Raw genomic sequence first — 19,051 nt, forward strand, 5'->3', positions numbered from 1 at the left:
CTGTACTGCGACGCGCCCGCGGAGAAGACTGTGCGGATGGGGGAGATTCTCAGCAGCGGTCCGGATCGGCCGCGGTGGACGCCACCGCGCTGGATGACAGCGGCGGGGGTGACCGTGATATTGGCCGCCGTCCTCGCGGGGGGCATCGTCGCGGTGGGCGGGGGCGACAAGCCGCGCCAGGCGGCCCCGGCACCGTCATCGTCACCGCCCTCACCATCCGGCAGCGTCTTCCCGGACGGCCCCGACGCCACGGCCGCGCCCGGTCGGACGCCCGGCCTGGTGATCGTAGGAGTCGCACTGAGCCGGAACTCCACGCTGAACCGGCTCGACCGCACGGCAAACGCAGGCCCCTGGACGGTGGTGGTGCGGCGCCGCGACGGCTCGCTGGGGAGGAACGGCGCGGTGGTGACGTTCCCGGTGCCCGCGCCCGGCCCGGGGCGCGCGGTCAGGGTCGGCGGTGTTGCAGGATCGGTCGGCGAAGGTGCGATCACCTGGCCGGCGGGTGGCGCGTACGCACGGATCCGGGGCGACCTGCCGGAGCGCGAACTGATCGGGATCGCCGCCGCGACGGTCGTCGTGGCCGGCCGGCCCACGGTCGAACCACCGCCCGGGTTCTCGGTGGCAGCCACCGGCACGTCACGGCCCCGCGTCCTGAGCGAGGCCCGCTACGGTTCGGATGCCGTGAAAGGGGCTGCGGCGCTCTCAAACGGCCTGATCTACACGGGCGTCGCCCGCGGGGGCGAGTTCGAGGATCGGCTGTACGCGGTCAAGGCCCAGGCGGCCGGATCGGTACACGGCAATTCCGCGATCGTCACATCCGCGCTGGGCGGCAACGGCCTGCTCGCCTGGGAGCCGGCCCCCGGCGTCGTCGCCTACGTCGGATACAGCGGCGGGCCCCTCACCGACCAGGCCACCGCCGCCCTGCACCGGATCGCCGAGCGGACCCGGCTGCTGGGCACAGAACAGTGGCAGGCAACCGGTCCCCAGACTGTCTACCAGGTCAACGACTTCGGCTGACCTTCCCCGCCTGCCGGCAGGGCGTCGGCGTCGGCCTTGACGACGTAGACCTCCCAGGGCTCCTTGCCGGGCCGGTCACCCAGACCTAATGGTGAGCGAACGGGTGGTGGATCCCGGCGCGACACCGCGCCGATGCCCGCCGCCGCACCATCGTCACCCGGGCCAATGTCGCCTGACACCGCATGAAAGCCGAGAAGATGACCACACAGACCGACCGCGTCGACCATGAACTAATCCAGGCCGCGGCGCATGTCGCGGCAACACGCTGTCGGGGCGACAATCACACCATGGCGGCTGCGGCCCGCGCCCGAGACGGCCGGATCGTCACCGCGGTGAACGCCTACCACTTCACCGGCGGCCCTTGCGCGGAGCTGGTCGTCATCGGCACGGCGGCCGCCCAGGGCGCCTACGACCTGGAGACCATCGTCGCGGTGGGTGACCGCGACCGCGGGGTGGTGCCCCCCTGCGGCCGCTGCCGCCAGGTCCTTCTCGATTACTTCCCAGCCCTCAACGTCATTGTCGGCGCAAGCGACAGCCTCCGAACCGTCTCCATCACCAACCTGCTTCCCGAAAGCTACATATGGGCAGACCACCAGCTCGACGCCGAGTAAAGCGCACCACTCAGGACGAGCTGACACCACAGGCAGTTACAGGGCAAAGGTTGCCTGATGCGGCACTGCACGCTTCGTGCTGGTAGCGCACCGAATGTGCGGGCCACGGTCCTTCGTGCGGACTCGGTGCGTCCAGGCGTTGCCCAAGTCCGGCGTGGTGCTGGCTACTTCGTGCACACGGACTTCCGGACGCCTTGTCGCGATCAGGATCCAGCCGGCGGCGACGTTGCGATCGCAAGTGTCTGATGGCTCGGCGGGCTCTGCGATCCGGCTATTGAAAAGGTGCTGGTCGAAATATTGACGGTTATTGACCGTCCATTGGTAAAGCGAATGCAGGTCGTCTTCCGTTCCACGAGCGTTCAACTGGCTTCCCCTGCCCGCGCTCTGTGTTGTCCCTTAGCGGGACTCTGGCCCGGAAATACCCCGGAACTGCTGGTCAGACCTGGGATACCGGTGGGAGATATCGGGAGTGAGGCCGCATTTCAACTCACCGCTTAGCTGTGCGCCGCGAAGGGCGCCTGACGGGTATCTGCCCTGGCCAGGCGCCTTCTTTCGGGTCTCTAGAAGAAGCCGAGCTTCTTCGGGGAGTAGGAGACCAGCAGGTTCTTGGTCTGCTGGTAGTGGTCCAGCATCATCTTGTGGGTCTCGCGGCCGATCCCGGAGCCCTTGTAGCCGCCGAAGGCGGCGTGCGCCGGGTAGGCGTGGTAGCAGTTGGTCCACACCCGCCCCGCCTGGATGGCGCGGCCGGCGCGGTACGCGGTGTTGGTGTCCCGGGTCCACACGCCGGCCCCGAGGCCGTAGAGGGTGTCGTTGGCGATCCGGATGGCGTCGTCGAAGCCTTCGAAGGAGGTGACGGCGACGACCGGGCCGAAGATCTCCTCCTGGAAGACGCGCATGCTGTTGTCGCCCTCGAAGATGGTGGGCCGGACGTAGTAGCCGCCCGCCAGCTCGCCTCCCATGTCGGCGCGTTCGCCGCCGGTGAGGATCTTCGCGCCTTCCTTCTGGCCGATGTCGAGGTAGGAGAGGATCTTCTCCAGCTGGTCGTTGGAGGCCTGGGCGCCGATCATCGTGGCGGTGTCCAGCGGGTGCCCCTGCGTGATCTTCTCGGTGCGGGCGACGGCCGCGTCGAGGAACTCGCGGTAGTGGCCCCGGGCGACGAGCGCGCGGGAGGGGCAGGTGCAGACCTCGCCCTGGTTGAGGGCGAACATGGTAAAGCCCTCAAGTGCCTTGTCGTAGAAGTCGTCCTCGGCAGCCGAGACGTCGTCGAAGAAGATGTTGGGGCTCTTGCCGCCCAGCTCCAGGGTGACCGGCTTCAGGTTCTGGCTGGCGTACTGCATGATCAGGCGCCCGGTGGTGGTCTCGCCGGTGAAGGCGATCTTCGCGACGCGCGGGCTGCTGGCGAGCGGCTTGCCGGCCTCGACGCCGAAGCCGTTGACGATGTTGATGACGCCCGGCGGCAGCAGGTCGGCGATCAGGCTCATCCAGTAGTGGATGGAGGCCGGGGTCTGCTCGGCGGGCTTGAGGACGACCGCGTTGCCGGCGGCCAGCGCCGGGGCGAGCTTCCAGGTCGCCATGAGGATCGGGAAGTTCCACGGGATGATCTGGGCGACCACGCCCAGCGGCTCGTGGAAGTGGTAGGCGACCGTGTCGTCGTCGATCTCGGCGAGGCTGCCCTCCTGGGCGCGGATCGCGCCGGCGAAGTAGCGGAAGTGGTCGATCGCCAGCGGGATGTCGGCGGCCAGGGTCTCGCGGACCGGCTTGCCGTTCTCCCAGCTCTCGGCGACCGCCAGTTGCTCGGCGTGCTGCTCCATGCGGTCGGCGATCCGGTTGAGGACGTTCGCCCGGTCGGTGGCCGAGGTGCGGCCCCAGGCGGGCGCGGCGGCGTGGGCGGCGTCCAGGGCGCGCTCGACGTCCTCGGCGGTGCCGCGGGCGATCTCGGTGAAGCTCTGGCCGGTGACGGGGGTCGGGTTCTCGAAGTAGCGGCCCTGGGCGGGCGGGACGAACTCCCCGCCGATCCAGTGGTCGTAGCGCGGCGCGTACGACATGATCGCGCCCTCGGTGCCGGGGTTGGCGTAACGGGTCATGGGGCGGCCCTCCCATCGATGCGGTGTTGGCCGGGACGGTAGGTGCCCGAAGGTTGCAACGGGGTTGCACCCGGGCCGGGGCGGCCTAGACTCGGGCGCATTCGTCCGTATCGACAATGACGTCGGGGCCGAACATGACTGCTTCGTACGGGGCCTGGCCCTCGGGCAGCGATCCGGCGGTGCTGCGCCGGGACGCCGCCCGCGCCCATGAGCGCTTCCTGACCACCGGGGCGCTGTCCGGGTTACCGCTGCGCGACGTCGTACGGGACTCGTGGCGCCGCTCCCGCAACCGGGGCGTCGACCCCGAGACCGGCTGCCCGGGCGCCGCCGCGCTGGCCGCCCCGGAGTTGCGGGACTACCGGCTCGGGCACCCGCTGGCGGCGGTGCTGCCCGTCATACGGCGGCTGCTGGTCGACACCGCCCAGGAGGACGACCAGGTGGTGGCGGTGGGCGACGCGAGGGCCCGGCTGCTGTGGGTCGAGGGCGCGCCGGCCCTCGTCGCGCGCGCCGAGCGGATCGGCTTCGCGGAGGGCGCCGACTGGTCGGAGGCGGCCGCCGGCACGAACGCGCCCGGCACGGCCCTGGCGCTCGGCCGGCCGCTCCAGATCTACGCCAGCGAGCACTTCAGCCGCCCGGTCCAGGCCTGGAGCTGCTCCGCCGCCCCGGTGCACGACCCGGACACCGGCGCCATCCTGGGCGTCGTCGACCTCACCGGCGGCGACCACATCGCCGCCCCGCACGCCCTGGCCCTGGTCCGCGCCACCGTCGCCGCCGTCGAGTCCGAACTCCGTGTGCTGCGGCTCCAGCGGGTCCTCCCGGCGCCGCGGGCTCCGGCCGTCCGCCTGCTGGAGGTCCTGGGCCGCGACCGGGCCCGTCTCACCACCCCGAACGGCAGCCTGGAGCTGAGCCCCCGGCACTCCGAGATCCTGTACCTGCTGGCCCGCCACCCCCGGGGTCTCACCGCCGACGCGCTCGCGGTCCGCCTCCACGAGCAGGACGGCGCCCTGGTCACCGTCCGCGCCGAGATGTCCCGGCTGCGCCGCCTGCTCGGCCCCGCTCTCCTGGCCTCGCGCCCCTACCGCCTCCTGCTTCCGGTGACCACGGACGCCGATGCCGTGCGCGCCCACCTCACCCATGGCTCCCCCGCCCGGGCCCTCGCCGGCTACCCCGGCCCGCTCCTCCCCCGCTCCCTCTCGCCCGCCGTCGCCGAGGCCCGCGACGAACTCGCCTGCGAGCTGCGTCGCGTCCTGCGCCGTCACGCCGACCCCGGCCTGCTCCTGGAGTGGACCGAGCGCCCGGACAATGACGACGACCTGGAGATGCTGCAGGCGGCGGCCGAGGCCCTGCCCCCGCAGTCACCCCGCGCGCTGGTACTGCGCACCCGCCTTGAACGAGCACTGCGGTAATCGTGCGGTGATCAGCCGAGATGCCGCTCCATCCGCTCCATCGCCTGTGCGTTGTCCTCGAACAGCGCCGCTTGCATGCCCGCGTCCCGCGCCGCGCCCACATTGGCCGCGAAGTCATCGATGAACAGGCAGTCCTGCGCGCGCACCCCCAACCGGGCGCAGGCCACCTCGTACGCCCGACGGTCCGGCTTGTTGAAGCCGATCTCGTGCGAGTAAACAACCTCGTCGACCAACTCCCCGAAGCCGTACGCCGCTTCCTCCCGCTCCCGGGCACCGACAAAGCTGTTGCTCAGGATCCCCAGCGTGCAGCGCGGCCGCAGCCCGCGTACGTACGCGATCAACTCCTCATTGGGCGAGCCGAGATACTCCGCCCACAGGTCTGCCATGAAGGCGTCCAGCCGCGCCGGCCCGAGTCCCAGTTCCCCGTCGCGGGTGTGTACTCCAGCACCCCGCCGATGTCGAGGATGATGCAGCGCGCGGCCATGGTGACCGCCCCCCTTCCGGTTCGGTGAACGAATTCGCCACCACCGTCGCGCTTCTCCCACGGGCAAGGTCAATCCGGCGGACGGCATCCCGTGGTCAGTGCGCCGTGAATGCTCCCTGCCGCACCACGCGCGCGCCCCCGCACCATGGCGCGATGGGACGGACCTTCACACGGACCTTCACAAGCCTCTTCGTACGCCGCGACAAGCGCGCCGCCCAGCCCGTGTCGGAGAGCGAGGAAGTGCTGTTCGGGGGCCGGCTGCGGTACGACACGGGGTGGTCGCAGCACGAGCGCGCGTTCCTGGAGCTGTCGCTGTGGGCGATGGTGCGCAGGCTGCCGGGGCTGGTGGGCGGGACGGTGCGGCTGGCCTGGGCGGCGGACCGGCGGGCGCTGCTGGTGGTGGGCGGGTGCGAGGTGGGGCAGGGGGTGGTGCAGGCGGCGGGGCTGGTGGTGACCAACGAGGTGCTGCGGGCGCTGTTCGCGGGCGGGGGTACGCAGGAGCGGCTGAAGGACGCGCTGCCGGCCCTGGTGGTGGCGGCCGTGATCGCGGTGCTGAACGCGCTGCTGGCCTCGGGGTCGACGGCGGGGACGGGGCGGCTGGAGCCGAAGGTGGAACGGGTCGCCACGGAGCGGTATCTGGAGCGGGCGGCCCGGGTGGAGCTGGCGGCGATCGAGGACGCGGAGTTCCACCGTCTGCTGGACTCGGCGCAGTACGGGGCGACTTCCGCGCGGCACATGATCGGGGCGTGCGTGGCGGTGGTGAACGGCCTGTTCGCGTTCGCGGCGGCGGCCGGGGTGCTGACCGTGCTGCATCCGGTGCTGCTGCCGCTGCTGGCACTGATCGCGCTGCCGCGCAGTTGGGGTGCTCTGCGGGTGTCGCGGCGGCGGTACGCGTCCATGCAGACGTGGATCGAGCACGTACGGGCGGCGCGGCTGCTCGGGCAGCTGCTGATCGACGACACCGCCGCCCAGGAGGTACGGGTGCACGGCGTCGGGTCGTATCTGCTCGGGCACTTCCGCGCCATGTCGGAGGCCTCCGAGGCCGAGCAGACCCGCCTGGCCGACGGCAAGGCAGCCACCGAGCTGACGGCGGCGACGCTGAGCGGGGCGGCGACCCTGGCGACGTACGGGGCGCTGGCCGGGCTGCTGCTGACCGGCGGGATGCAGTTGTCGGTGGCGGGGACGGCGGTGCTGGCGATACGGACCGGCTCGGCGAGCCTGGCGGCGCTGGTGACGCATGTGAACAGGCTGTACGAGGAGGCGCTGTTCGTGGCGGACCTGGAGAAGCTGATCGTGGAGGCCGAGCAGTACGCCATCCCGGCGGGCGGGGCCGGGCTGCCGGCCGTACCGGCGGAGATACGGTTCGAGGAGGTCAGCTTCACCTATCCGGGCCGCGGGACCCCCGCCCTGGACGGCGTCAGCCTGAGCATCCCCGCCGGGACGGTCGTGGCGCTCGTCGGTGAGAACGGCAGCGGGAAGTCGACGCTGGCCAAGCTGCTGGCCGGGCTCTACGCGCCCGACTCCGGCCGGATCACCTGGGACGGCGTCGACGCCGCGACCGCCGACCGGGACCAGCTGTTCGGCCGGGTCGCCCTGGTCTCCCAGGACTTCCAGCGATGGCCCTTCACGGCGGGCACCAACATCGCCATCGGCCGGCCCGAAGCCCCGGCCGGCGACGGCGAGCGGCTGGACGGGGCGGCCGCGTACGCCGGTGCGGACGCCATCACCGACACCCTGCCGCGCGGCCTGCGCACCCTGCTGGCCCGGCAGTTCCACGGCGGGGTCGAGCTGTCCGGCGGCCAGTGGCAGCGCTTCGGGATCGCCCGCGCCCGCTATCGCGATGCGCCCCTGCTCATCTGCGACGAACCCACCAGCGCCCTGGACCCGCGCGCCGAGCTGGAGACCTTCGACCGGATCCGGGGCCTGGCCGGGGACGGGCAGACCGTCGTCCTGATCACGCACCGGCTGAGCAGCGTGCGCGACGCCGACATCATCTACGTGCTGCACGAGGGCAGGCTGGTGGAGTACGGCAGCCACCACGAGCTGCTGGACCAGGCGGAGGGCCGCTACCGGGAGCTGTTCCAGATGCAGGCGGCGCGGTACTCGGCGTCATCGCCGTCCCTAAGATCGAACTCATGCGACCAGAGCCCGAACACTTCGTCCTCGACTGCGACGGCGAACAGCTGAGCTGCTCCGCCAGAGCCCCTCACGGGCCGGACGCGAGCACGACGGTCCTCTTCCTGCACGGCGCCGGTACCAGTGAGAAGGGGCGGCTCGGCGCCCTGATGGACGACTTCGCGGCGCGCGGGTGCCGGGCGCTCGCCTTCGACTTCTCCGGCCACGGCGAAAGCTCCGGCGAGCTGCGGGAGTTGAGCCTGGCCCGGCGCTTCGGGCAGGCCTGCGCCGTCATCGACCGTCACGTCCCGCCCGGGGACAACCTGATCCTGGTCGGCTTCAGCATGAGCGGCCAGACGGTCGCCGATCTGGTGGCGCATCACGGCCCCCGCGTGACCGCCCTCGGGCTGTGCGCGCCCGCCGTGTACGCGGCCGAGGCCTGGTCCGTACGCTTCGACGCGGGCTTCACCGGGATCATCCGGGAGCCGGAGAGCTGGCGGCGGTCGGCGGCGCTCGATGTGTTCCGGGCCTACGAGGGCCGGGCGGTGCTCGCCGTGCCGGCCACCGACGCGGTGATCCCGCCGGCCGTGACGGAGGAGATCGCGGACGCTCTGGAGACCCGGGCACGGTTCACCCATGTCGTCCTCGAACAGGCGGACCATCAGCTGGGGCTGTGGTTCCGCGACAACGCCGAGGACCGTGCGCGGTTCGTCGACGCCCTGCTAGGCCCTGTCCGGGCGATCATGGCCGGGTCCGCGACGTCTGACACGGCGCCTCGCGGCGTTGCCGGAATGCCCGCAGACAAACCAGTCTGCGGGCATTCCGGCGCCTTGCGATGCACCGCGCCAGACGCCGCGGCCTATCCGCCCCTGATCGCCCGGACAGGGCCAGCCGACGGGCCGGGCTGGACGCGGACCCGGGCATGGGTCGAGAAGTGCCTCCCCGGCGGCGAGCGCGTCAGCGACGCGTACCGGCTGCACGGCGGCATCACCTCGCACATGCGCCGCCTGCGTGTCCAGGGCCCGGACGGGGAGCGGGAGTTGGTGCTTCGGTCCTTCGTCCTGCCGTTCTTCCGCCATCACGCTCCCGGCCTGCTCACCCGCGAGGCGGAGATCCTCACGCTGCTGGCCGGCACCGGCATTCCGGTACCCGAGCTGCACGCAGTCGACGCCACCGGCGAGAGTTGCGACGATCCCTCGCTGCTGATGTCCCTCCTCCCCGGCGCGGTCCGGCTGGACGAGGACGAACTCGACCAGCGGATCGGCCTCCTGGCCCGCCAGCTCCTGCGGATCCACACCGTCCGGCCCCCGGAAGCCGACCGCCCTCGCCTCTACCAGGCCTGGACCTCCGCCGAGCGCGTACAGGTCCCCGCAACCACCCGCCGCCCGGAGCTGTGGCGACGGGCTGTCGATGTCCTCCGGCGTACGCCGCCCGCCTACGAAGGCCGCTTCCTGCACCGCGACTTCCACCCCGGCAACGTCCTGTTCAGCGGCGCGGGCGACTCCCTCCGGATCAGCGGTGTCGTCGACTGGGTCGAGACCTCCTGGGGTCCGGCCGATCTGGACGTGGCCCACTGCTCGACCAACCTCGCACTGCTGCACGGCCCGGACGCCGCCCTGCGCTTCGTCGACCGCTACACCGCCGAGGGCGGCCGGCTGACCGAGGATCCCGCCGACCACCTGTACTGGCGGCTGCTCGACACCCTGTGCTTCGCCCCCGACGCCGAGCGGATCGCCGGGCCCTGGCGCCGACTCGGACGCGCCGACCTGACCGCCGAGGTGCTCGCCGGAAGGCTGGAGAACTACCTCGCCGCGCTCCTGGAACCGGGAGCCGGGCCGGGCTCGTCCGAACCGGTGTGCAGTTCGTCGAGGCGACCGGGCTGAGCGTCCGTTCCGCGGTATGGGTACTGCAGCGCCGGGAGACGCCGTTGCGGTTCCACCTCTTCTGCATGCTCCATTTCGGCTCGCAGGCGTACTACGACGAGATCGCGGCACGGCTGGGCGACTGCGATGTGGTCGTCGCCGAGGGATACCCCGAGTCACCGCGCCGCTTCAACCGCCTCCGGCTCGGTTTCTACGGCTTCATGCACCGCGCGCGCTCCTCGGAGCTGGTCTACCAGCACATCGACTACGACTCGCTCGGCGTACCCCTGATCTGGCCCGACACCCACGATCCCGAGCCGGAGGACGCCGTGTCGCGCGTCCGGCGGCCGCTCTCCGCCTACCTGAAGTTCGTGCTCTTCCTTCTCACCCTGCCGCTCGCGGTGTTCGTCCTCCTGCTGATGGGCGGCCGGAAATTCGTCGCCCGGTCCGTCAGCCTCAACATCGAGGACAACATGGACTGGCTCAGCGACAGCCACTTCGACGCCCTGATCCTCGGCGACCGCGACGCCCTGCTCGTCGCCGCCCTCTCCCGCCTCCACGAGGAGCGGGCGGGCGAGCCCATCGACATCGCCGTGGTCTACGGCGCCGCGCACATGCCCGGCGTCGTACGCGGCCTGAACACGGTTTACGGCTACCGGCCCACCGCCGGCGACTGGCTGACCGTCCACGGCCTCAAGTTCTGACAAACGACAGGTGACCCGATATCCGATGGCCGGGGCCATGCCGGATGTGCGACGCTGACGCCGTCCCACATCCGGCGCCTGAGGGGGAGCCTTGTCTGCAGCGTCAGGGTTCAGTTACGAGGAATGGCCTGACGGGACCGTTGTCGTCACCCACGGGTCCCGGGTGGCCGCACGGCTGCGCGGGGCGCGGGCGCAGGAATTCCTGGCGGAGGCTCGCAGCGGCGACCCGCAGCTCGTGATGGCTCGCTGGACCGGCAACTACAAGCGCGGCAACGAACGAACCGCCAAGCGCCACCCCCGCAACAACTGACCTACTCGCCGCCTGGCTTGCCCGTCACTCCAGCAACCTGGTACGCAGCTCCTCGACCAGCCCCTGTCCCGCCCCCAGCCGCTCGCGGGCGTAGCCCTCCACCGATCCGTACTCGTCCTTCAGCCATGCCAGGAACATCCGCATCGACTCGGCCGGCGCCAGCCCGAAGCCCGGCCAAACGCCTTGCGGATCCCTGCCGCCCGCCACGCCGTCCGCGACCATCCGCAGCGTCGCCGGCTCCGACAGCGCGTAATCGGCGACGATGTCCTCCTCCCCCACACCCATCAGCGCGAGCACGAGCGCCGCGACCAGCCCGGTGCGGTCCTTGCCCGCCGCGCAGTGGAAGACCAACGGCCCGTTCCCGTCGGCCGCGATCAGCTCCAGCACCTGCCGCAGCTCCCCGGCCCCGTCCTGGGCCACCTCCGCGTGCAGATCGGCGAAGAAGCGCACCGGCTCGACCTCCGCGCCAAGCGCCGGCTGGTCCACCGGCCGCTGCTCGATGCTCAGGTTGTGATACGCCAGCCCCTCGCTCTCCGGCACCCGGCCCCGCGTCGCGATCTCCCACGGATAGCGCAGGTCGATCACCGTACGCACACCGAGTGCCCGGAACCGCGCCAGGTCCTCGCCCGCCAGCTTCGACAGCGCGTCGGACCGGTACAGGCGTCCCCACCGCAGCGTACGGCCGTCGCCCGACGGATAGCCGCCGAGGTCACGGAAGTTGTAGAGCCGCTCGAACTCGATGTGTCGGGTCACCGGCGGCACCCTACAGTCGGTGCGAGGCCCAGTCCTTCAGAACCTCGAAGTCCCGGTCGGTGAGGCCGACGCGTGGGTCGACGTGATGCAGCAGCGCAGGCCCGGCATGGTGTTCGCGCACCCACTCGGGGTCGCGCTCGCCGAATTCGTCGTCGACCCAGGCGAACGGACGTCCGGCGGCCCAGTCGACGACATGGCGGGTCTTCCAGTGGATGCCGTCCACGTCGTCGTGGAACATCCGCGGCCATTCGATGACCGGCAGTCCGGGCAGGCCGAGCTGCGGTGCGATCAGCGTGTTCGCGTCATGCATCCAGGTCGTGGCCCATACGAGCTCGTACGGCAGACCGAGCAGGGCCGCACCGTGATCCGGGTTCAGCCAGACGCGCAGCGGCTTGGCCCGTTCGCCCCGGGCGGCGTGCCGCGCCACCCAGTCGCCGGGGAGCATGCGGTGCGTGGTGTATCCCGGGGGACGGCGGTGTGCTTTGGCCGCGTAGGGGTTCAGCGGGCCGTCCACGTCGAGAAGGAGGAGCGGCTGGGGCTGCGGGGTCGGCATGATCAGCACGATAACCGGCCTCGGGCGGGGTAAGAGCCCGGTGGGAGGTGCGTATGCCCATCCGTAGCGGAAACGAGCCCGCACACGCGCGCAGCCCGCTGAGGATGCGCCTGGTGTTCGCGGTGTGGGGGCTGGTCTGGGCCGTGGCCGGGACGGTGCTGTTCGCCGTGGTGGGCGAGCCCGGGTGGGCGATCGCCCTGGGGGTCGTGGCGGTGGTCGCGGCGGTGGATCTGGCGGTGATCGTGCACCGTATCCGGCAGGGCCCGCACTGGCAGCCGGGGCCGGATGTGCCCCCGTACGAGCCGCTGGACAGACGCTGAGCAACGTGAAAGGGCCCGGAGGCTGCAGCCTCCGGGCCCTCCACTTCAGTAGCGGGGACAGGATTTGAACCTGCGACCTCTGGGTTATGAGCCCAGCGAGCTACCGAGCTGCTCCACCCCGCGTCGTTGAACACAACCCTACGGGGTGCGGGCCGCATAACCAAATCGCTTTTACGGGCCGGGGAACGGTGCGCGGGAAAACGCGTTGCACGGCCCCGCGTCCTGCCCGTAACTTCTCCCCCGGCCCTGTTGCCGCCGATAGGAGAAGGCCGTTGCTCGTCTGAGGTCATGAGACACCGACCGCGCCCGCGCGCGGTCCGGATACGTCGACCTCGGCAGCGGGCCGCCTTCAGTGTCCCTGTCCCTGTCCTGCCTCCTCGCCGTATCCCGGTGTCTCCACGCGTTGCCATAGTCACCACGAGCAACCAGGAGGCCCGTATGGGGCACTCACCCACCTCGATCACCTGCTCTCACCTCTCCTTCGCCTGGCCGGACGGGAGAGCCGTCTTCGACGACTTCCAGCTCGTCGTCGGGCCCGGCCGCACCGGGCTCATCGGCCTCAACGGCTCCGGCAAGTCCACGCTGCTCAAGCTGGTCGCGGGCGAGCTGACACCCTCCGCCGGCCTGGTCAGGACCACCGGCGAGGTGGGCTACCTCCCGCAGGGCGTGGCCCTGGACACCGCACTGCGGGTCGACGAGGCGCTGGGCATCGCGGCCGCCCGCAGGGCTCTGCACGCCATCGAGTCGGGCGACACGGCCGACGAGCACTTCACCGCCGTCGGCGACGACTGGGACGTGGAGGAGCGGGCGCGGGCGGCCCTGGACCAGCTCGGCCTCCCGCACATCACCCTCGACCGCACCATCGGGGAGGTGTCGGGCGGCGAGTCGGTGCTGTTGCGGCTGGCGGCGCTGCTGCTGCGCCGCCCGGATGTGCTGCTGCTGGACGAGCCGACCAACAACCTGGACCTGGAGGCGCGGCACAGGCTGTACGAGGCCGTCGCGGCCTGGAACGGGGTCATGGTGGTCGTCTCGCACGACCGTGAGCTGCTCGGCCTGGTCGACCGGATCGCCGATCTGCGCGACGGCGAGGTCCGCTGGTACGGCGGCAATCTGGCGGCGTACGAGGAGCAGCTGGCCGTCGAGCAGGAGGCGGCGGAGCGCATGCTGCGGGTCGCCGAGGCGGACATGAAGCGGCAGAAGCGCGAACTGGCCGACGCCCAGGTCACGCTGGCGCGGCGGGCCCGCTACGGGCAGAAGAGCTTCGAGAACAAGGTGGTCCCGAAGATGGTGGCCAATGGCCTGAGGCGGAAGGCCGAGGTCTCCGCCGGCAAGCACCGCACCCTGCACGCCGAGAAGCTGGAGGAGGCCAGGGAACGGCTGGACGAGGCCGCCCAGGCGGTCCGGGACGACGACGAGATCCGCGTCGACCTGCCGCACACCGCCGTGCCGGCCGGCCGGACCGTGCTGACGCTGCGCGGGCTGGAGCTGCGGTACGGGGCCCGGGCGGCCGGGCTCGATGTGCGCGGGCCCGAGCGGATCGCGCTCACCGGCCGGAACGGCGCCGGGAAGTCGACCCTGCTGCGTACGATCGCGGGCGAGATCGCACCGGTGGCGGGTGAGGCGCTGGCACATGTGCCGGTGCGCTACCTCCCGCAGCGGCTGGACATCCTGGACGACGGGCTGACCGTCGCCGGGAACGTAGCCCGTTTCGCGCCGGCCGCGACCGACAACCAGATCCGGTCACGGCTGGCCCGGTTCCTCTTCAAGGGCGCGCGTGCCGACCAGCCGGCCGGCACGCTGTCGGGCGGCGAGCGCTTCCGGGCGGCGCTGGCGGCGCTGATGCTGGCCGAGCCGGCGCCGCAGCTGCTGCTGCTCGACGAGCCGACGAACAACCTGGACCTGGCGAGCGTCCGCCGGCTCACCGCCGCGCTGGCCTCGTATCAGGGGGCGCTGATCGTGGCCGGCCACGATCTGCCGTTCCTGGAGGGGGTCGGGATCACGCGGTGGCTGCGGCTGGACGGCGAGCTCACAGACCGAACGGCCAGATGATGCCGTGGTGCATGGTGACCAGCACGACCAGTACGACCAGGTCGGCCGCGCCGAGGAACAGGCCCAGGATGGCGCGCGCCGGGCGGCGGGTGCCGCGCACCAGGGCGATGCCGCCGAGGACCAGCGCGAAGGGGCCGAGCACGATGTTGAAGGCGAGCAGACCGATGAGGCCGAGGATGAAGGAGGCGACGGCCATGCCGTCGGCCCGCTCGGTGTTCTCGGTGCGCTCCGTCGGGAGGGTGCGGGCGGGCTCGGTGGGTGCGTAGGTGTTCATGATGGTCTCCCCCAGGGATGTCAGCGATTGCGGGTGTGCGAGATGCCCTCGCGGATGGCGAAGGCGAGCAGCCAGGCCCCGACGACTCCGACGCCGACCATCAGGACGGGGAGGGAGGTGTACGAGGCGGCGCCGAGGAGGACCCCGAAGGCGACCAGGACGACAAGGAGGGTCATGAGCCGGCCTTTCCCGGATTGGAAAAACACTTGTTCACTGACTTATGAGTCTAGGCCCGTCCGGACTCGCCAGACTCAGCGAACGGTTGTTTACTGGATGACATGAGTCACACCCTCGGGGTCAGACAGGCCCAAAAGCTGCAAACCCGTCAGGCCCTCCTCGACGCGGGCCTGCGCCTGCTGGAGAACCAGAGCCTGAGCAGCCTGGGCCTGCGCGAGGTCACCCGCGCCGCGGGGGTCGCGCCGGCCGGCTTCTACCGGCACTTCCAGGGCATCGGCGACCTCGGAGTCGCCCTCGTCAGGGAGGCGCTGGGCAGCCTGCACGCGATGATCCAGGCGATTCTCGACGAGCAGGACGACGCCGCCGAGGTCATCCAGCGCACAGTCGACGTCATCGCCGCGCACGTACGGGGGCACCGCGCCCACATCCGCTTCATCGCGCGGGAACGGCACGGCGGCGTACAGCTGGTACGGGAGGCGATCGCCGCCGAACTCGGCCAGTTCGCGGACGAGGTGGGCGCGGCGCTCGCCGCACAGCCCCTGTCGGCCGGCTGGAGCGCGGACGACCTGCGGATGCTCTCCGAGCTCTATGTCGACCGCATGCTCATGACGGCCACCGCCTTCATGGAGGCGCCGGCCGGGGACACCGAGGCGGAGGCCCGGATCGCGCGGACCGCGCGTCGGCAGCTCTACCTGATGTACCTCGGCCGGCGGCACTGGCTCGATGGCCAGATGGTGCGCTAGTTCTTACTTGACTTAGGCAAACACCTGTTACCGTGACCGCATGCCTACGATCGCCGAAGGTCTTGTCATGGGGAACCTCATCGAGAAGCCGTCGCCGCTGCGTCGTGGCGGGTGGGACGTCCTGATCGTCGTGAACGATCCCGGCGAGACCGACCTGCTCACCACGACGCTGGAACTGGCCGGCTACCACGTCGCCGGGGTGGCGGGCAGTGGCGCGGAGGGTATCGCGCGGATGCAGCGGCGCCGGTTCGACCTGGTGGTCTGGGACGCCACGCTGCCGGACCTGAAGCACCTGGCCCGGGGCCGCCGGCCCGCCCTGGTGGACGTGCCGCCGCTGCTCTTCCTGATCACCTGCGACTACCTCCACACCCTCCTTCCCGAACTCGGCAGGAGGAGGGACGACTACGTCACCAAGCCCGTGCGGACCACGGAAGTCCTGGCCAGGGCCGAGGTCCTGCTGCGGGGCCGGCGTCCCGAGCGGGACGCGGAGGGATCCGGCTACGGCGACCTGCTGCTGGACGACGCGACCCGCCAGGCCCGGCGCGGTCCCAGGCCGCTCGGCCTCACCCCCGCCGAGTACCGGCTGCTGCGCCACCTGCTGGCGAACGCGGAGTGCGTGGTGTCGAAGGAGCAGATCAGCCGGCAGGTCTGGGGCGAGTTCAGGGCGAGCGAGGCCATCGAGAAGCTCGTCTCCCGACTGAGGCAGAAGGTGGACCGGGGGGATGGGGAGCCCGTGCTGATCCACACGAGCAGGGGTTTCGGCTACTGGCTCGGGAGCCCGCGGGACTGAGCCGCCGGCCCGGGTGCCCTCAGGTCATCCGGATGTGACGCCCGTCACGTCCGGCAATTGTCTGGAAGCCGTCCGCGAAACGTCAGATCATCCCGCTTCCATACGAGATCTGAGACCTTGAGGAGGTACCCATGGCCAACACCCTGCGGCCCTCGGACCAGTTCCATGTGGGCATCGTCGCCGAAGACTTCGAGGCGACGAAGAAGCAGCTCTCGAAGCTGTTCGGGTTCGAGTGGTCCGACGACATGGGCGGGCCCACCGAAGTCGCCCTGCCGGACGGCGACACCAGCCTCGACTTCCGGTGCGCGTACTCGCGGGCGTCCGGTACGACCTCGGCGCCCCTGCTGGAGATCGTCCGGCGTATCCCCGGGACCCTGTGGGAGCCGACGCCCGGCTCCGGCATCCACCACTTCGGCTACTGGTCCGACGACGTAGCCGCCGACGTCGCCGAACTCGAGCGCCACGGTTACGTGATCGAGGCGACCCGCAAGGGCCCCGACGGCGGGCTGTTCTTCGCGTTCCTGCGCAGCGGCGGCGAGACGGGCTTCCGGGTCGAGCTGGTCAGCAGGGCCGCCAAGCCTTCCCTGGAGCGTGCCTGGGCCCAGTAGCCCCGGCCCGCCCGCCCCCGAACTCGCCCCGAACTCCCCCCAACTCCCCTGAACGCACAGAACACCACTCCACCGAGGAGAGACATATGACGACCGTAGGAATAGTCACCGGCGCCGGACGCGGGATGGGAGAGGCCTGCGCACGGCGGCTCGCCGACACGGTGGACGTGCTGCTGCTCGTCGACCGGGACGAGGAGGGAGCGGCCGCGGTCGCGAAGGACCTCAACGACGCGGGCAGCCGGGCCACCGCCGAGGCGTTCGGCCTGGACGTCACCGACCGCGAGGGCCTGGCCCGGCTCGCCGATCGCGTAGCCCAGGCCGGCACGCTGCGGGCCGTCGCCCACGCGGCGGGCATCTCGCCCAGCATGGCCGACTGGCGCCGCATCTTCGAGGTCGACCTCATCGGCACCGCTCTCCTGGCCGAGGCGCTCCGCCCACTGGCCACCGAGGGCACCGCGCACGTCTACTTCTCCTCGATGTCCCCCCTGCTCGCGGGCGTCGCCCCCGAGCCGGCCGTCGGCGCGATCCTCGACGACCCGCTGCACGAGGACTTCCTCGACCGGATCCTTGAGGCCGTCGGTCCGGACCTCGAGCAGTCCACCCTGGCCTACCCGTGGGCCAAGTACGGCGTTGCCCGGTTCGCGCGCAAGGAGGCGGTGCGGCTCGGTTCGGTCGGCGCCCGCGTGCTCTCGCTCGCCCCCGGCATCATCGACACCCCGCAGGGGCGGCAGGAGGCGGCCAAGCAGGCCTCGATGCAGCGCCTCATCGCCGCGACGCCGCTCGGCCGGACCGGTACCTCGGAGGAGGTCGCCGCCGTCGTCGCCTTCATGCTCTCGGACGAGGCGAGCTTCCTCAACGGCATCGACATCCTCGTCGACGGCGGCGTGTTCGCCGCCGTGCGCGACAGGTGACGACGGGGCCGGCCGGCCCCATCGCCGGACGGGCTGGATTCAGCTCGCTGCTAGGCCGTTTCTGATGGATCTCCGTGGAAGAAGGAGCGGCCCGCCGCGCCAGCGGCTGATGTCACAGCGGCGCCTGTGATCGCAAGGCGCCGGAGCGCCCACAGGGTGGTTTCCTGTGGGCGTTTCGGCAACGCCGCGAGCGCTGGCGCCAGGGCACGCGACGCCACGGAGATCCATCAGAAGCGGCCTAGCGCCTTGGTGAGCTCCTCGGTGAGGGTGTCCGTGCTCTGGAAGGTCAGCCCGGCCAGGGCCACATGCTTCCAGCGCACGGTCCCGGCCGCGTCGACGATGAACACCGAGCGGCGCAGGCCGAGTCCGGGGACGGCGATGCCGTAGGCCTTCGCCACCTCGCGGTCGGTGTCGGCGAGCAGCGGGAAGGCCAGGTCGTGGCGGCGCGCGAAGGACTCGTGACTGTCCAGGTCCTGGGGGCTTATCCCCCAGACCGTCGCCCCGAGGTCCTTGAAGCGCTCCAGGTCGGAGGTGTACGAGCACAGCTGCTTGGTGCACACGGCCGTGTTGTCACCGGGGTAGAAGGCCAGGACCAGGGGTGTGCCGAGCTGCCCGGAGAGCGCGTAACTACCGCGCGGGGCCTCGCCGTCGGCGCCCACGAGAAGTCCGGGCAGGGTGAAGTCGGGGGCCGCTGTGCCGACTTCGGGGGTCTTGGCCATGGAGTCAGTCCTTTGTGGGGTGTACAACTGGTTGCCTGCGTCAACTGCGAAAACCAGTATGACTGTCAGATGACCGCGAGTCCCGGCAGGTGCTCGGCCAGGTGCAGGGCATGCAGCGCCGCGAACTCCTCGTGCGTGCAGCGCCCGTAGGTGGGATGCGGGGCGTGCGCGCCTGCATGCGCGGTGAACAGTTTCACGGCCTCGTCCAGCTGGGCCGTCGCCTCGCCCGCCGGCAGGGCCGGATCGAGCGCGGGCGCCCCCTCGATCACGGCGCCCAGCGGGTGCTTCATCGCCCCGCGCCGCAGGAACGCCTTCTTCACGACGGGCCCGATGACGGCCCGCACCAGGGCCGGCTTGAGTTTGGGATAGCCGGATACCGAGTAGCCGACGGTCTGGGCGCAGTGCTGGACGGTCTGCGACAGGTTCCAGACACTGCCGGGGGCCAGGACGGCGGCTTCGTCACGCCCTTCGGCGATGTCGGTGCGCAGGCGGTCGGCCAGGGTGCTGAGGGAGTTCTCGGTCATGACGGCCAGAGTAAGCGCACGCCACGGGCCCGGCGAG

At 71.2% G+C, this 19,051-nt stretch carries 20 protein-coding genes, 1 tRNA gene and 2 pseudogenes; 13 read left to right on the forward strand and 10 right to left on the reverse strand.

From position 1 onward, the window contains the following. The first annotated feature begins 108 nt into the window (after positions 1-108). The gene (locus tag OG607_RS06610; RefSeq protein WP_405719942.1) at positions 109-1,017 is read left to right on the forward strand and encodes a hypothetical protein; all 909 of its coding nucleotides are present in this window, start codon (positions 109-111) and stop codon (positions 1,015-1,017) included. Here OG607_RS06610 and OG607_RS06615 read toward each other — a convergent pair. Then, a pseudogene (locus tag OG607_RS06615) lies at positions 993-1,088 on the reverse strand (glyoxalase/bleomycin resistance/dioxygenase family protein); the annotation flags it as partial. The gene OG607_RS06610 and the pseudogene OG607_RS06615 sit on opposite strands and share 25 nt — an antisense overlap. 126 nt (positions 1,089-1,214) lie before the next feature. Between OG607_RS06615 and OG607_RS06620 the strand changes: the two are divergent. After that, positions 1,215-1,628: a cytidine deaminase gene (locus OG607_RS06620; RefSeq protein WP_405719944.1), complete on the forward strand. Its 414-nt coding sequence runs from the start codon at positions 1,215-1,217 to the stop codon at positions 1,626-1,628. A gap of 560 nt (positions 1,629-2,188) precedes the next feature. Here OG607_RS06620 and OG607_RS06625 read toward each other — a convergent pair. Continuing rightward, positions 2,189-3,712 (reverse strand): aldehyde dehydrogenase family protein, encoded by a 1,524-nt coding sequence (locus tag OG607_RS06625; RefSeq protein ID WP_405719946.1) that lies wholly within the window; start codon positions 3,710-3,712, stop codon positions 2,189-2,191. Positions 3,713-3,846: 134 nt separating this feature from the next. Here OG607_RS06625 and OG607_RS06630 point away from each other — a divergent pair, with 134 nt between their 5' ends. Further along, on the forward strand, positions 3,847-5,118 hold the full coding sequence (locus tag OG607_RS06630; protein WP_405719948.1) for a GAF domain-containing protein: 1,272 nt from the start codon (positions 3,847-3,849) through the stop codon (positions 5,116-5,118). 11 nt (positions 5,119-5,129) lie between these two features. Here the strand turns inward: OG607_RS06630 and OG607_RS06635 are convergent. Beyond that, positions 5,130-5,602: pseudogene (locus OG607_RS06635) on the reverse strand (HAD family hydrolase). 153 nt (positions 5,603-5,755) lie between these two features. Here OG607_RS06635 and OG607_RS06640 point away from each other — a divergent pair. The 4 genes from OG607_RS06640 (at position 5,756) to OG607_RS06655 (ending at position 10,593) form a co-directional block, all read left to right on the forward strand. Further along, positions 5,756-7,789, forward strand: a complete 2,034-nt coding sequence (locus OG607_RS06640) for an ABC transporter ATP-binding protein (protein ID WP_405719950.1) — start codon at positions 5,756-5,758, stop codon at positions 7,787-7,789. Continuing rightward, the gene (locus OG607_RS06645) at positions 7,738-9,600 is read left to right on the forward strand and encodes an alpha/beta fold hydrolase (RefSeq protein ID WP_405719952.1); all 1,863 of its coding nucleotides are present in this window, start codon (positions 7,738-7,740) and stop codon (positions 9,598-9,600) included. Before OG607_RS06640 ends, OG607_RS06645 begins: the two co-directional genes overlap by 52 nt. Further along, positions 9,573-10,283: a hypothetical protein gene (locus OG607_RS06650; RefSeq protein WP_405719954.1), complete on the forward strand. Its 711-nt coding sequence runs from the start codon at positions 9,573-9,575 to the stop codon at positions 10,281-10,283. The genes OG607_RS06645 and OG607_RS06650 overlap by 28 nt, the downstream gene beginning before the upstream one ends. Positions 10,284-10,374: 91 nt before the next feature. Then, a complete protein-coding gene (locus tag OG607_RS06655) occupies positions 10,375-10,593 on the forward strand; it encodes a hypothetical protein (RefSeq protein WP_405719956.1) in 219 nt (72 codons plus the stop codon). 24 nt (positions 10,594-10,617) lie between these two features. Here the strand turns inward: OG607_RS06655 and OG607_RS06660 are convergent, their stop codons facing one another. After that, positions 10,618-11,346, reverse strand: a complete 729-nt coding sequence (locus tag OG607_RS06660) for a tyrosine-protein phosphatase (RefSeq protein WP_405719958.1) — start codon at positions 11,344-11,346, stop codon at positions 10,618-10,620. A 10-nt stretch (positions 11,347-11,356) separates the two neighbouring features. Beyond that, the gene (locus OG607_RS06665; RefSeq protein WP_405719960.1) at positions 11,357-11,899 is read right to left on the reverse strand and encodes an HAD domain-containing protein; all 543 of its coding nucleotides are present in this window, start codon (positions 11,897-11,899) and stop codon (positions 11,357-11,359) included. 53 nt (positions 11,900-11,952) lie between these two features. Between OG607_RS06665 and OG607_RS06670 the strand changes: the two genes are divergently transcribed. Further along, the gene (locus OG607_RS06670; RefSeq protein ID WP_405719962.1) at positions 11,953-12,219 is read left to right on the forward strand and encodes a DUF6343 family protein; all 267 of its coding nucleotides are present in this window, start codon (positions 11,953-11,955) and stop codon (positions 12,217-12,219) included. Between the two features lie 49 nt (positions 12,220-12,268). Here OG607_RS06670 and OG607_RS06675 read toward each other — a convergent pair. After that, positions 12,269-12,342: transfer RNA gene (locus OG607_RS06675), tRNA-Met, on the reverse strand. A 315-nt stretch (positions 12,343-12,657) separates the two neighbouring features. Between OG607_RS06675 and OG607_RS06680 the strand changes: the two genes are divergently transcribed. Then, positions 12,658-14,268 (forward strand): ABC-F family ATP-binding cassette domain-containing protein, encoded by a 1,611-nt coding sequence (locus OG607_RS06680; RefSeq protein ID WP_405719964.1) that lies wholly within the window; start codon positions 12,658-12,660, stop codon positions 14,266-14,268. Here OG607_RS06680 and OG607_RS06685 read toward each other — a convergent pair. Together OG607_RS06685 and OG607_RS06690 are read right to left on the reverse strand one after the other, a co-directional pair. Further along, the gene (locus OG607_RS06685) at positions 14,246-14,542 is read right to left on the reverse strand and encodes a DUF4190 domain-containing protein (RefSeq protein WP_405719966.1); all 297 of its coding nucleotides are present in this window, start codon (positions 14,540-14,542) and stop codon (positions 14,246-14,248) included. The two genes, OG607_RS06680 and OG607_RS06685, sit on opposite strands and share 23 nt — an antisense overlap. A 20-nt stretch (positions 14,543-14,562) precedes the next feature. Beyond that, positions 14,563-14,718 (reverse strand): hypothetical protein, encoded by a 156-nt coding sequence (locus OG607_RS06690; RefSeq protein ID WP_405719968.1) that lies wholly within the window; start codon positions 14,716-14,718, stop codon positions 14,563-14,565. A gap of 102 nt (positions 14,719-14,820) precedes the next feature. Here OG607_RS06690 and OG607_RS06695 point away from each other — a divergent pair, with 102 nt between their 5' ends. The 4 genes from OG607_RS06695 (at position 14,821) to OG607_RS06710 (ending at position 17,771) form a co-directional block, all read left to right on the forward strand. Further along, entirely contained in the window at positions 14,821-15,462 is a 642-nt protein-coding gene (locus tag OG607_RS06695; RefSeq protein ID WP_405719970.1) for a TetR family transcriptional regulator, read from the forward strand. A gap of 40 nt (positions 15,463-15,502) precedes the next feature. Next, positions 15,503-16,252 (forward strand): response regulator transcription factor, encoded by a 750-nt coding sequence (locus tag OG607_RS06700; protein WP_405719972.1) that lies wholly within the window; start codon positions 15,503-15,505, stop codon positions 16,250-16,252. 131 nt (positions 16,253-16,383) lie between these two features. Further along, positions 16,384-16,860: a VOC family protein gene (locus OG607_RS06705; RefSeq protein WP_405719974.1), complete on the forward strand. Its 477-nt coding sequence runs from the start codon at positions 16,384-16,386 to the stop codon at positions 16,858-16,860. Between the two features lie 86 nt (positions 16,861-16,946). Then, complete coding sequence (locus tag OG607_RS06710; RefSeq protein WP_405719976.1) at positions 16,947-17,771, forward strand: SDR family oxidoreductase; 825 nt, start codon at positions 16,947-16,949, stop codon at positions 17,769-17,771. Positions 17,772-17,998: 227 nt separating this feature from the next. On the opposite strand, the gene OG607_RS06715 is transcribed toward OG607_RS06710, so the two are convergent. Together OG607_RS06715 and OG607_RS06720 are read right to left on the reverse strand one after the other, a co-directional pair. Beyond that, positions 17,999-18,490, reverse strand: coding sequence for a peroxiredoxin (locus OG607_RS06715; RefSeq protein WP_405719978.1), 492 nt, complete (start codon positions 18,488-18,490; stop codon positions 17,999-18,001). Between the two features lie 65 nt (positions 18,491-18,555). Further along, a complete protein-coding gene (locus OG607_RS06720) occupies positions 18,556-19,014 on the reverse strand; it encodes a DUF1569 domain-containing protein (RefSeq protein ID WP_405719980.1) in 459 nt (152 codons plus the stop codon). Between the last annotated feature and the right edge of the window lie 37 nt (positions 19,015-19,051).

The sequence above is a fragment of the Streptomyces sp. NBC_01537 genome, assembly GCF_045040445.1.
Lineage (GTDB): Bacteria > Actinomycetota > Actinomycetes > Streptomycetales > Streptomycetaceae > Actinacidiphila.